The sequence below is a fragment of the Candidatus Krumholzibacteriia bacterium genome (genome assembly GCA_030748535.1).
In the GTDB taxonomy this organism is placed as follows: domain Bacteria; phylum Krumholzibacteriota; class Krumholzibacteriia; order JACNKJ01; family JACNKJ01; genus JASMLU01.
On record JASMLU010000015.1, the window covers coordinates 1 to 12653 of the forward strand.

12 protein-coding genes are annotated in these 12653 nt (G+C 59.3%); 3 read left to right on the forward strand and 9 right to left on the reverse strand.

The genetic code is table 11. The features are described 5' to 3' along the window. The 6 genes from QGH30_08875 to QGH30_08900 form a co-directional block, all read right to left on the reverse strand. Positions 1–412: aldolase/citrate lyase family protein (locus tag QGH30_08875; GenBank protein ID MDP7022452.1), on the reverse strand; the 412-nt coding region annotated here is incomplete at its 3' end. A 239-nt stretch (positions 413–651) separates the two neighbouring features. Further along, positions 652–1431 carry a hypothetical protein gene (locus tag QGH30_08880; GenBank protein ID MDP7022453.1) on the reverse strand — a complete coding sequence of 260 codons (780 nt, stop codon included), beginning with the start codon at positions 1429–1431 and terminating at the stop codon, positions 652–654. Positions 1432–1635: 204 nt separating this feature from the next. Continuing rightward, the gene (locus QGH30_08885) at positions 1636–2631 is read right to left on the reverse strand and encodes a 2-oxoacid:ferredoxin oxidoreductase subunit beta (protein ID MDP7022454.1); all 996 of its coding nucleotides are present in this window, start codon (positions 2629–2631) and stop codon (positions 1636–1638) included. Further along, on the reverse strand, positions 2624–4471 hold the full coding sequence (locus QGH30_08890) for a 2-oxoacid:acceptor oxidoreductase subunit alpha (protein MDP7022455.1): 1848 nt from the start codon (positions 4469–4471) through the stop codon (positions 2624–2626). The genes QGH30_08885 and QGH30_08890 overlap by 8 nt, the downstream gene beginning before the upstream one ends. A gap of 171 nt (positions 4472–4642) precedes the next feature. Further along, on the reverse strand, positions 4643–5233 hold the full coding sequence (gene folE / locus QGH30_08895) for a GTP cyclohydrolase I FolE (GenBank protein MDP7022456.1): 591 nt from the start codon (positions 5231–5233) through the stop codon (positions 4643–4645). Beyond that, positions 5208–5696, reverse strand: coding sequence for an FKBP-type peptidyl-prolyl cis-trans isomerase (locus tag QGH30_08900; protein ID MDP7022457.1), 489 nt, complete (start codon positions 5694–5696; stop codon positions 5208–5210). The genes folE and QGH30_08900 overlap by 26 nt, the downstream gene beginning before the upstream one ends. A 136-nt stretch (positions 5697–5832) precedes the next feature. Here QGH30_08900 and trkA point away from each other — a divergent pair, with 136 nt between their 5' ends. From trkA to QGH30_08915, 3 genes are all read left to right on the forward strand, one after another. Further along, a complete protein-coding gene (gene trkA / locus QGH30_08905) occupies positions 5833–7191 on the forward strand; it encodes a Trk system potassium transporter TrkA (protein MDP7022458.1) in 1359 nt (452 codons plus the stop codon). Further along, positions 7188–8768 (forward strand): TrkH family potassium uptake protein, encoded by a 1581-nt coding sequence (locus QGH30_08910; GenBank protein MDP7022459.1) that lies wholly within the window; start codon positions 7188–7190, stop codon positions 8766–8768. The genes trkA and QGH30_08910 overlap by 4 nt, the downstream gene beginning before the upstream one ends. 167 nt (positions 8769–8935) lie before the next feature. After that, the gene (locus tag QGH30_08915; GenBank protein MDP7022460.1) at positions 8936–9595 is read left to right on the forward strand and encodes a hypothetical protein; all 660 of its coding nucleotides are present in this window, start codon (positions 8936–8938) and stop codon (positions 9593–9595) included. A 37-nt stretch (positions 9596–9632) separates the two neighbouring features. On the opposite strand, the gene QGH30_08920 is transcribed toward QGH30_08915, so the two are convergent. From QGH30_08920 to yqeC, 3 genes are read right to left on the reverse strand one after another with little or no spacing between them, the layout of a single operon-like run. Further along, positions 9633–10484 carry an XdhC/CoxI family protein gene (locus tag QGH30_08920; GenBank protein ID MDP7022461.1) on the reverse strand — a complete coding sequence of 284 codons (852 nt, stop codon included), beginning with the start codon at positions 10482–10484 and terminating at the stop codon, positions 9633–9635. Continuing rightward, positions 10481–11359, reverse strand: a complete 879-nt coding sequence (locus QGH30_08925) for an NADP-binding protein (GenBank protein MDP7022462.1) — start codon at positions 11357–11359, stop codon at positions 10481–10483. The genes QGH30_08920 and QGH30_08925 overlap by 4 nt, the downstream gene beginning before the upstream one ends. After that, complete coding sequence (yqeC, locus tag QGH30_08930) at positions 11349–12638, reverse strand: selenium cofactor biosynthesis protein YqeC (protein MDP7022463.1); 1290 nt, start codon at positions 12636–12638, stop codon at positions 11349–11351. The genes QGH30_08925 and yqeC overlap by 11 nt, the downstream gene beginning before the upstream one ends. Positions 12639–12653 lie beyond the last annotated feature (15 nt).

Genomic DNA, 12653 nt, shown 5'->3' on the forward strand with positions numbered 1-12653 from the left:
TGGTCTCCCGCCGCTCCACAGCGCACTCCATGAGTTGCACGTCAGAGGCCGACTGCAGCATGGGCAGCACGAGCCCATGCAGGCCGGGCCGAACACAGGCCTCAAGGTCGGCCTCCATGGCCTCTGGATCGTCCGGGCCGTTTATCCGCACGAAGACGCGGCAGCGGGCGCCCAGCCCCTCCTCTAGCACCCCGGCGACCCAGGCTCGGGCCGCGGAACGCCCGGCAGTCGGCACGCTGTCCTCGAGGTCCAGGACCACCGCGTCAGCGGCAGCTGCCGCGATGCTATCCGCACTGCAGCCCTGCTTGGCGAAGAAGAGGCTTCGGATCGGCGCCTCCGACGAGAGAGCTCTGGAAGCAGGCGGGAAATTCAACCGCACAGTCTGCAACGGGCTCTTTCTCATCGTCTTCATGGCTTTCCTCCATTGATTGAGATTCAGGTTCAGGGGAGGAATGGCAAGAGAAATGCCAAAACCGGGAAGGCTTGCAAACCGCTGCAAATCAACAGCTTGCCCTTTATTTCTTCAGGCTTGGGGCTTTCGGAATCTCCAAAGATAAGGTGGGGTCTCCAGAATCAGGAGACAGGGGAAGCTAGTCCCAGTAGGCAATCAGCACGGTGATATCGTCTGTGCCGCCGCGCTTTTTGACTTCTTCAACCAGATCCGTCGCCAGTTCGGGCAGATGTCCCTCTAGCATCATTTCCCGGATTCGGGACCGGGGGACCGGAGAGCTGAGTCCATCGGTGTGGAGGACGAGTTTCCCGGCTGTCCTGGCCGCCGGTCTGGTCGATCTCCGGCCAGGCCGTCTGGACGTGATCATGGACGGGGAGGCGCTGGCCTACCTCGCCGCCCCGGCCGACTAGCGCACGAGCACGACCTTCGTCGTCGCCCCAGCCGTAGTGGCCGATCACATCCTGGGGAGGTGTGTCGATCAGGAGAACCGGTGCACCGAGCGCGAGTGTCGTCTCCACGCCGTATTCGGTCCAGAAACCCTCTCCAAGGTCATTGTTCGACGAAGAGGTCTGCGCGACCAGCCCGTAGCCTGCGCTCCAGTCGTAGCCCGGGGGAACATAGAGCAGTCCCTGCACCGTCCAGGGATAGGGATCGGGAGAGGGAGGGTTGCCTTGGTAGCCGGACGCAATCCACGCCTCCCAGTCCTGTCGGTGGATGCCCGCCCATCCTCCGGCGAAGTAATCCAGGCCGCGGATGAGGACGCCCTCCGGGGACAATTCCTCCCAAAGCAAGTGTGGGTCAAGGGACGAGGTGTCCAGTATCTGCGCCATGTCGTACATGTCCAGCGGGGCCGGATCGCGCACCGCAACTGCCTCGGTCGTCACCAAGGTCATGGCCGAAAGCAGAAGCAGGAAGCATGTAGCCCTGCGCCTGGTCTCGCATTGTAACGGCCCGGTACTCGTCTTCTTCTTCGTGCCCATCGGGCACCCCCTCGACGGTGCCTCAGGAATTCTTGTATTGAGTATAGCAGAGATCGGCTCACATCTCCACCGAGAGACAAAAGAGCTGACCGACCGGTTCCCTATCCCCAAAAGCCCTGCTGAGCTTACTATGGAAAAGCAAAAGCCCGAACCCTATCAAGGGGTTCGGGCTTTCGTATTTCGTGTCAAGGCAACGCGAAGGGGTCAGTCCACTTCCCAGGTGTCGGGCGTGTAGAGAAGTTCTTCCATGCTTCCTTCGCCCTTGTCCTGCTGGGCAAGGCGAATCTGCTCGTGAAGGCCGCGGTCGTAAAGCGGCATGTCCACCTTGCGGAAGATCCCCACGGCACGAGGCAGGTCAGGCATGAGGTCCACCTCGGCCAGCACCGTTGCCACCCCCGGAGTCGGGGTAGAGGGATCCCAGACGGATGCCTTATCGGCCAGCACCACCTTCGGGTCCCCGCAATCGAGCGCAATGCCCCTGGATTCTTGAGCCCCGAAGACCATCCGCTCGCCGGGCACCAGGTTCACGACACTCTCGTCGCGCACCTTCTTGTCCGTCCACTCTCTCCAGGCGCCATCGTTGAAGATCACACAGTTTTGCCAGATCTCCACAAAGGCGGATCCCTTGTGCTCTGCGGCGGCGCGCAAGACAGCCTTCATGTGCTTGGGCTGTGTGTCCATGGTCCTGGCAACAAAGGTCGCACGAGAGCCGAGTGCGAGACTGATCGGGTTGAAGGGACGATCAATCGAACCATAGGGCGTGGACTTGGCCTTGGTTCCCACGGGGCTGGTTGGCGAGTACTGTCCCTTGGTCAGACCGTAGATCTGGTTGTTGAAGAGCAGGATCTTCACATCCAGGTTGCGGCGCAGGGTGTGGATCATGTGGTTTCCGCCGATTGCAAGCCCGTCGCCATCACCGGTGACCACCCAGACCGAGAGATCCGGATTCGCCACTTTCACACCTGTGGCCACGGCCGGCGCACGACCGTGAATGGAATGAAAACCGTAGGTGTTCATGTAGTAGGGGAAACGGCTCGAACAGCCGATGCCCGACACCACGGCAAAGTTTTCACGGGGAATGCCCAGATCCGCCATCACCGACTGCAGTGAATTGAGAACTGCGTAGTCCCCGCAACCAGGGCACCAGCGAACTTCCTGGCTGGACTTGAAGTCCGCCCCGCTCAGGCAGGTTTCACTCATGATCACTCTCCATCAAGCGGTCCACTTCTTCGGCAATCTCGTCATTGGTAAAGGGCTTGCCCTGCATTTTGCTCAGGGAGCGGAATTGGTATTTCGGAAACTCCCCCTGCAGAAGGCGGGAGAGCTGTCCACGGTTCAGTTCCGGAATCAGGATCCTGTCGTAAGAGGCAAAGATGCTCTCCAGATCGGTGGGAAGCGGCCAAAGGTGGCGAAGATGCAGGTGGGCAATCTTGCGACCATTCTCTTCTGCACGATCAACCAGGCTTCGGATGGCTCCAAAGGTGGAACCCCAGCTCACCAGAAGCAGTTCTGCATCCTTGCGACCCACGACTTCCGACGGAGGATAGCTCGCGCTGACACCCATCACCTTTTCCTCACGGCGAATCGTCATTTGCTCATGGACTTCCGGATCCGTGCTCACATTGCCGAAAGGTTCGCCCTTTTCGAGGCCACCAATGCGATGCTCCAGGCCCGGAGTTCCCGGAACCGCCCAGGGACGCGCACCCTTTTCGTTCTTGGCGTAGGGCTGATAGCTCTCCGGGTCATGGGGACGCTCCACCGGGAAGGGCTGAAGGTCTTCGACTTTCGGCAGCTTCCAGGGCTCCGATCCATTGGCAATGTAGTTGTCGCTGAGCAGGATCACCGGCGTCATGTATTCCACGGCAATGCGACAGGCTTCCACGGCGCAGTCAAAGGCATCACCAGGATGAGAGGCCGCGAGCACCGGGATCGGCGCCTCGCCGTTGCGTCCGAAGATGGCCTGGTTGAGATCGGCCTGCTCCACCTTGGTGGGCATCCCCGTGGAAGGACCTGCGCGCTGGACATTCACAATCACCAGCGGCAGTTCGGCAATCACGGCAAGACCCAGAGCCTCGGTCTTCAGGGCCATGCCCGGCCCGGAAGTCGTCGTAAAGGCCAGGCTTCCCGCAAAGGAAGCACCGATGGCCGCAGTAATCGCGGCGATCTCGTCTTCCATTTGCAAGCTCAGAACCCCGTGTCGCTTCAATCGGGACAACTCGTGGAGGATTTCCGAAGCCGGAGTGATCGGATAGGAAGCCAGCAGGGGGCGGAGTCCGGCGAGCTTGGCCCCCGCCACCAGCCCAAGGCTCAGTGCCTGATTGCCCATGATGTTCCGGTAGAATCCCTTGGGCGCATTCTTGTAGGCAGGAACCTCGTAGCGGCCCTGGAAAATCTCCATCGTGCTTCCCAGGTTGAATCCGGCACGAAGGGCACACTGGTTTGCCTCAATCAGTTCCGACTTCTTGGCAAACTTCTCTTCCAGCCACTGCAGTGTGGAGTCCATGGGGCGACTGTAAAGCCAGTACATGAGCCCCAGAATATAGAAGTTCTTGCAGCGAAGCGCGTGCTTGCGGGGAAGGTTCATGTCGGCCAGCGCTTCCTGTACGCGGGCATTTACATCCAGCTTGATCACGCGATATCCGGCCAAAGTTCCGTCATCGAGAGGGTTGCGTTCAAGGCGGGCCTTCTTGAAGTCCGTCTCCTGAAAGCTCCCCATATTCGCCACGATGATGCCTCCGGGCTTGAGGTCCTTGTAGTTGACAATCAGGGCTGCCGGGTTCAGGGCAACCAGAACATCCGGACGGTCGCCCGGCGTGTGGATCTCCGAAGAGCTGAAGTGAATCTGGAAGCCGGATACTCCGGCGCGGGTCCCTGCTGGCGCCCGAATCTCTGCGGGAAAATCGGGGAAGGTCGCAAGGTCGTTTCCGACCTTGGCGGAAGTACTCGTAAACTGGCTTCCCGTAATCTGCATTCCGTCGCCGGAGTCGCCGGCAAAACGAATCACTACTTCATCCTGATGGATGGTCTTTGTATTGGACATGGCCCTGGGGCCTCGCCTCCCTCGCTTCGCTTTCGCGAATGACTTGGGTTTTGCGCTCCTTCTCCGTGAAGGCTGCGCAGCCGCCGGATATGGTCAGGAAAGGTAATAAAGGCAGGAAAAAGACGCTACGAAAAAGCGTATTTTCCCGAAGTTTCGGACTCCCGGGTCTCCTTAGGTGGAGATTCCCCGGATGAGTTGCAAGAACTCCTCTCTCGTGCGCGATCTGCTTCGGAAGACTCCCCGCATGGCAGAGGTCGTCATCCAGGCATTCTGCTTCTGGACTCCCCGCATGGCCGTGCAGAGATGGAAGCCCTCGATCACCACAGCGACCCCCATGGGCCGAAGGTGTTCCTCCAGAGTAGAGGCAATCTGCTGGGTAAGTCTCTCCTGCACCTGAAGACGGCGGGCGAAGAGATCGACCAGCCGGGGGATCTTGCTGAGCCCCAGAATTCTGCCCTTGGGCAGGTAGGCCACATGCGCCTTTCCATAGAAAGGAAGCAGGTGGTGTTCGCAAAGGCTGTAGAAGTCGATGTCACGGACAACGATCATCTCATCGTAATCCTCGCTGAAGACTGCATCGCGGAGTAGCTCCGCGGGGTCTTCCTGATAGCCCCGGGTCAGTGCCTTCCAACTGGATTCCACCCGCTCGGGAGTGGCGGAAAGCCCCTCCCGGGCAGGATCTTCTCCGATGGCTTTCAGGATTTTGCGAACCGCGTCCTGCATCCCGCCTCCCCGTCTACCGAAATCCCTTGAGTTCCACATCGAAGATCAGGGTCGAAGCCGGAGGAATCGGGCCCACGCCACGATCTCCATAGGCCAGTTCCGGCGGAAGGGAGATTCTCCACTTGTCGCCGACATTCATCAGGGCCACCGCCTCATCCCAACCGCGAATCACGCGCCCCTGCCCCAGGGGAAACTCGAATACCTGCCCCCGGTCGAGCGAGGAATCGAACTTGGTTCCATCCAGAAGCCAGCCCGTGTAATGAACGGAGCAAGTCTGCCCGGATCGGGGTGTTGTCCCTTTTCCCGCACGAATCTCGACATACTGCAAGCCGGAAGGAAGACTCGTCACTTCCAGCGAAGGGTCCAGACCCTCCAGAATCCGGGGAATCGCCTTCGATGCATCACTCATGGCGGAAGCCTCCAACTGCTGATCCAGTTTGCTCTCCGAACCGCATGATACCGCCAAAAATGCGATCAGGAGCAGAAATCCGATTCTGAACATATTTACCTCTTCCTCATTTTCGGGCTTGCCCCGAGGCTCATTACACTAGACCTTCTTGCCCGCTGAAGCAAGGGCCGGACGAGATCTCTGTTTACATCCCTTGCGGGGCTTTCTAGACTTCCCCCGAGGAGGGGTCATGCAAATCGTAATTGTGGGCGCAGGAACTGTGGGCTTTGAGTTGGCCGTTCAGCTTCAGAGCCAGGGACATGACGTTTCCCTGGTGGAAGAAGACGGCGCCCGGGCCGCTTCCATCAGCGAGAAGCTGGATGTTCTCGTCGTGGAGGGCAATGGAAGCAGTCCGCGAGCCCTGGAACAGGCGGGGATTCGCCAGGCCAGCATGCTTCTGGCGGTAACCAGCCATGATGAAGTGAACATTCTGGCCTGCGGTCTTGCCGAGCAGATGGGCGTCGAACAGCGGATCGCCCGCATCCGCAACCATGAACTGACCTCCTCCCGCTCCCCCATCAAACTGGAAAACCTCGGCGTAACCCGGGTGATCAACCCGGAGAGGGTGCTGGTTCGCGTGATCGACCAGATCGCCCGGGTTCCCGATGCCGTGGAAGTCTTTGCCTACCATGACGGGGACATCGTCATCAGCCGTCATATCATTCGAGATAACATGCCCGTGGCCGGCAAGAACCTGATCGAGGTTCTCGAAATGGCCGAGAACCGGCAGTTCCTCGCAGTGGCTATCAAGCGGGACGGGAAGACCTGGATCCCGGCGGGAGACGACATCCTGCAGGACGGCGACGATGTCACCACGCTTTTTCGACACGATGCCCTGCCCGAGTACCTTCGCCTCCTGGATCTTGAAGACCGGGTTCCCCGGAGAGCTTTTGTCGCCGGAGACAGCCTGACGGCCGTCCAGCTTTGCGCGGCCCTGAGAGAGTGGATCGACAGCGTCACGCTTCTGGACCCCGACTACGAACATGGCTTGCTGGCCGCCGAGGAGCTGGATCTCGTAGAGGTGCTTCATGGAGATCCCTCGGATCGGGATTTTCTGCGGGAAGCCAACCTCTCGGGTTGTGACCTCTTTGTCGGGGCGAGCGAGAGGACCACGCAGAATGTCATGAGCGCGCTTCTGGCCCGCTCCGAAGGTGCCCGGCAGGTTTCCGCCATTTCCCTGGAGCCTCGCAGCAACCGACTCTTTCGGGAAATCGGGGTGGATCATGTCATCAGCCCCCGGCGTATGGTTTCCCAGGAAATCATGGATCTCATTCACCGGGGACGCTTTTCCATGGAACTGCAGCTTCGGGACATGGATCTCGAAAGCCTGGAAATCCTGGCAGAAGAAGGAAGCAAAATCACCTCGGCTCCCCTGCACAAGGTCTGGAACCCCTTCAAGAGACAGGCCATCGCGGGGGCAATTATCCGGGAGGACAAGATCCTGATTCCCCGGGGCGACTCCCATGTGGAGGCAGGGGACGAACTGATCGTCATCACCCAGCCGAAGACCCTGAACCAGATTCGAAGGCTCTTCAAGGGGAAGAAGTGAGATACCGGGCTGTCTTCTACTCGCTGGGGCGTCTTCTGCAGATGCTCTCCGGCGTCCTGCTGATTCCACTCGGTATCTCGCTCTGGGATCACCATGCGTCCGGGTGGTTTTCCTCTTCGGAAAGCACTTCCTTCCTTTTTACCATCGGTCTCAGCCTGGTTCTCGGCACCCTCCTGCAAGTCGGCTTCCGTTCCGGCCGTCACGAGCAAGGGGTGAAGGAAGGTTTTGCCGTGGTGGGACTGGGCTGGATCGTGCTGACTCTTCTTGGGAGCCTGCCCTTCCTGGATCTCTTCCTGCGGAGTGGACAGGCCTTCCTTCCCGCTTTCACCGATGCCTATTTCGAAACCATGAGCGGCTTCAGTACGACGGGCGCCACGATCCTCTCTGATGTGGAAGCCCTCCCCCGTGGGCTGCTTTTCTGGCGAAGCCTGACGCACTGGCTCGGCGGCATGGGTATCATCACGCTGGTGCTGGCCATCTTTCCCGCCATGGGGGTGGCGGGCTACCAGATGTTCCGGGGCGAGGTTCCCGGACCCAGTGCCGACCGACTCCGCCCACGACTGGCAGCGACGGCGGGCATTCTCTGGGGCGTCTATCTTCTGCTGACGGTACTGGAGACCATCCTGCTGGCGGCCGGTGGAATGAGCCTCTTCGATTCCCTCTGCCACAGTTTCGGGACCATGGCCACCGGCGGCTTTTCCACTCGCAATGCCTCGATCGGGGCCTATGGCAGTGCCTACATCGAGTGGGTGGTTATCGTCTTCATGTTCCTGGCCGGAGTGAACTTCCTGCTCCACTATCGAATGATTTTCCGTCGCGACTGGCGAAGCCTGCGGGAGAACCGGGAGTTTCACTTCTACCTGGGCACGGTCGTGCTTGCGGTTCTCTTTGTGACCTTGCTTCTCTTCCTTGGCGGTCTGCCGGAAGCCGGCGATACCTTCCAACACTATCGCCCGGATCCGGGAAGCCCCGCATACCACTCCGCCCATGTTGCTGCTGAAGGCGGAAAGGTGGAGGCTTTCGGAGATGCTTTCCGGGCGGCCAGCTTTCAGGTGCTGGCAATTCTCACCACCACCGGCTATGGAACCGCCGATTTCGATGTCTGGCCACGGGCCATCGGCATTCTCTTTGTCATCCTGATGTTCTGGGGAGGATGTGCCGGTTCTACCGGTGGCGGCATGAAGATGATCCGCGTGATGGTCACCTTCAAGGCGGCCTGGCGGGAAGTGAAAAAGGTCGTGCGGCCGCGGCTGATCGCCCCACTCAAGGTGCGTCGCAGTACCATTGAAGAGCCGATGGTCGCTAACATCGTGGGCTTCTTCGTTCTCTTTGTCGGTCTCTTTGTGATCTGCTCCTTCCTGATGAGTTTCTTCATCCCCGACCTCACAACGGCCGTCTCTTCGGTGGTCGCCACGATCGCCAATATCGGCCCCGGTCTTGCCGGAGTCGGCTCGACGCAGACCTATGGCTGGATTCCTGTTCCCGGGAAATGGGTGCTGATTCTCTGCATGCTTCTGGGAAGGCTGGAAATCTTCACGGTTCTCGTTCTTTTCCGGCCCTCCTTCTGGCGGAGCTAGCCGGCTTTCGCCATGTCGCAGCGTGATTTAGGGCGAATCACCCTGAATCCTGCTGCCCCGCTTGAATTTCCCCTTGCCTTGTGATACTATCGCACATAGTCACCCGACAACCGATCTTTGGCATGCCGGTCGGGTGCTTTCTAATTGACACCTGGAGGACAGCAAAAATGAAGAAACTGGTTTTCGCATCTCTTGCCATGGTTCTGGCCGTCGCTGCAAGCGCGGGCGTGATCTATGACCTGAACATGGACATGTACGCCGAGGGCGACATCGTCGTCGTTGAAGGCGCGGTTGTGACCGCGGTCCGCAGCAGTGGTTTTTCCATCACGGAAAATGCAAACGGCCCCTATGGCGCCTGCTGGGTTTACACGGGTACCGGCAATCACAGCAATGTGATTGGCGATGTGGTCAACCTCACGGGCGAGTACGATGACTATTACGGTCTGACAGAAATCAAGAACCTGACGCAGCTCGACACGGTCGGCAACGCCCCGGTGGACCCCTTCGCCATTTCAGCGGCTGGCCTTGCCGCAGACCACGAAGCCTTTGAGGCCTGCGTGATCTCCATTGGCAATGACTTCACCGTTGATGAATTGCTGAGCTACGGGGAGTGGCTTGCCACGGCTGATGATGGCACTCAACTCCAGTTCGACGACTACTGGTTCGACGAATCCGGTCTGGCCGTTGGTGACTGCTTCGCCGGTCCGAAAGGGATGTACACCTACACCTATAGTGCCTTCAAGCTCAATCCTTTCGCGGACGGGGTGGGCGAGTGTGGAGTGGCAACGGCCAACTCCAGCTTCTCCCTGATCAAGTCTCTGTACTAGGCTCTGCGGCCTAAAGCGTAGAGGACCCCCGGCGAGACTAGCCGGGGGTTTTTTCTGCGCCTGTGCGCCGGGAACGCTCTTCCATGAGCTGGGCTGCAATCGCAAGGGCGATTTCATCGGAGCTCATGGCCCCGATCATGAGTCCGACAGGTGCATGAAAGCGACCTTTCAGGCTTTCCACCGGGGCGCCTTTTTCCTTCAAACTCTTCACAATCAGATCGCGTTTGCGTCCACTGCTCAGCATGCCGATGTAGCCCGCCTTCGTTCGACAGGCCCAATCCAGAGCCTTCTCGTCGTAACGATGGCCGCGTGTGGCAATGACCACGGAATCTTCGGGCCCGGGAGAAGGCCACTGCTCGGCGGCTTCCGGTTTTCCCACCAGGCAGGACTTTGCATAGGGGAAGCGCTCGGGATTGGAGTACTCCTTGCGATCATCCAGCACCCGGATCTCAAAACCGATTTTCCAGGCAAACTCGGCAAGACTCTTGCCTACATGACCGCCACCAAAGATGAGAAGCTTGGCGGCCTGTTCTGCCGGCTCTGCAAGCCACTGCTCTACTCGAGGGAGCTGTTCCGGCATAAATCTCTCGCCTTCAAATTCCAGTTCGCCACCGCATAGCAGGCCTGCCTCACTGCCGGCTTCTGCGTCGAGCCGAAGAGTTTCCCGTAAAGGAACCCCTGATTCCCATGCGCGGCGGGCCAGTTCATAGGCACTCCCGTCGACACAGCCGCCGCCGACGCTTCCCATGCGATCGCCTTCCTGCATAAAGAGCATGCAAGGTTTGTCTTTCCGGGGAACCGAGCCACGCCATTCGACAACGGAAACCAGAATGGCGGAACGGCCCTCTCTCAACTCTTCGGCAAGTCTTTCAAGAATACGTGAGTTCATGGGAGAGAAGAGAGGATGGCAGTGAGAACCCCGGACGCGATCGTCCGGCCCTTGTCAGAAAGGGTGGCGGGATCAATGTCTTCGCCGCGGGGATCCACATCGGCCACCTTCGTGCCCTCGGGAATCACTTCGCCGTCGGCAATCAGTCCACGAACCCTGCCCGGGATCTTCGTTACTACCGTACAGGGTTTCTCACAATCCCCTTCGAAGAAACCGAGCATGTCGCCCTTGTGAACCAGGTCGCCGATTATGACACGTGCCCAGAATCGCCCCGTGCAGGGCGCATGGTGCACCCTTTCCTTGCTGAAGCCGAGAATGTCTCCGGGGACTCCTGTGTCGTGTCGGGCCTGGCCCTTGTCGATGATGCGTCCGAGGTCGTGGCCTCGCTCGGTTTCGATCACGAGATCCACATCCTCCCCGGCCCGGAAGCCGGGACCGAGGGCAAGAGTCAGTGTCGCCTTTCCGTAAATCGTGTCGTCTGACTCCTTGCACATTCTCGCATCCAGGATTGCATGAAAGGGAAGATGGTCCAGCAGTTCGACCCCGTCGTCGATTACCAGGGCAATCTCTCCCTTGCCCCAGGCCTCTTTCACCATTGAGGCCGTAGAGGCGTCTGGCTTCGGGCTGGGCGCATCCCCGCGCTCGCCATGCTCGTAGGGATGCAGTCGCTCGCCACAGAGACGGGCACGAACTCCTTCCACCTCGCACTCACCCTTTCTCGCTGCAGCAGCAAAGGCCACAAGGCGGCGAACGACCAAAGGCTCATGTCGCTCGGTCATCGCCACGGGAAAACCGGAGCGGGAAAGATGCCAGGCCACACTGCTGGCATGCTCGCCAGCACCCCGCACAAGAATCGGATAGTCACTAAACTGCACCGTCTTCCCCCTCATTCTGAAACCGTCTTTCAAGTTTGTCCCGGTCGCCCGGAACATCGACATCCAATATGACTCCCTCGTCTTCGACTTCCAAGAGAAAAGGATTCAGGGAATCCATCAGGCTGCGTGCGCCTTCGTCACCCTCCAGGCTCTCCAGTTTCCCAAAACTTGAGCGGGGCAGATAGACCGGATGGCCGGGGCTGCCACGAAAAACGGGACGCAGGGGGCGATGGGGATGCCGGGCGATTTCCCCAAGTATGGCTTTGCGGGTATCCGGCTCCAATAGTGGCATATCTCCGAGAGCAAGGAGAAGTCCGTCCGAAGCCCGGCTGAGAATCCTTAGGCCGCTTTTCAGGGACTCACTCATTCCTCTCTCCGGATGTTCGCAGCTAAGCGTTCGATAGCCCGGAAGTGCCATGCGATTACCGGGAGCTTGAACCAGAATCCGCTCTTCGAGTTTTTCGTATTTCCAAAGAGCCGCACTTCGCTCCAACAGGGTCTTGCCGCCGCTCTTTTCCGCGAGTTTGTTCTTCCCGTAGCGGCGAGAACTTCCTGCGGCGAGAAGAAGAAGGGAGACGCGGGTCTCTGCGGGGTGGTAATCCATCGTCTCCTGTTTCAGGGAACCGCAAAACACGGGACCCGGCCAGCGACGCTTCAGTTCCGCGGCCAGACTTCGGGCCTCCTCTGCTGCGATGTCGCTCTGGTTCACCAGAAAGGCTGCGGGAACAGGGCCGGCCTTTGGCAGATAGGACTCGAGTGCCAGTCGAGCGGCATCCGAAGCCAGGATGACTTTCCCGTCTTCAGGAAAGCCATCGGGGGCCTTTTCAAAACGGTGAAGAGTGTCGGGGCCCGGAGGATGGCCCAGGGCAGAAGCTCCGAGAAGGATGATGGCGGTATCGCAATCTTCGGGCAGAACGGGGTCATGGGGAAGATGTACCTTCAGGGGACAGCGACGCGCTCCATCGCCTTCAAGCAGGATCCGCTCGGCAAGGTCAGCGAGTTCTACGAAATCACAAACTCCACCCTCAATCTTGCCCTCCCTGATCTGCTGTCCGAAAAAGGCAGACCCTTCGCGCCTGAGAAGTTCGGGGAGTTCTTCGAGAGAAAGAACCGTTGTGATTCCGGAAAAGGGATAGACTTTGGTGCTGGTCGTCAGAAGAACTCGCTCACCCTGCTCGTGGTAGTGACGCGCCAGAAAGCGCATCAGTTGGCTCTTTCCGCCACTTCCCAGGATGCCGATTCTGCGGGAGTCTTGCAGAAACTCAGTGAGTTTGATCATGGGCGGAGCATAGCA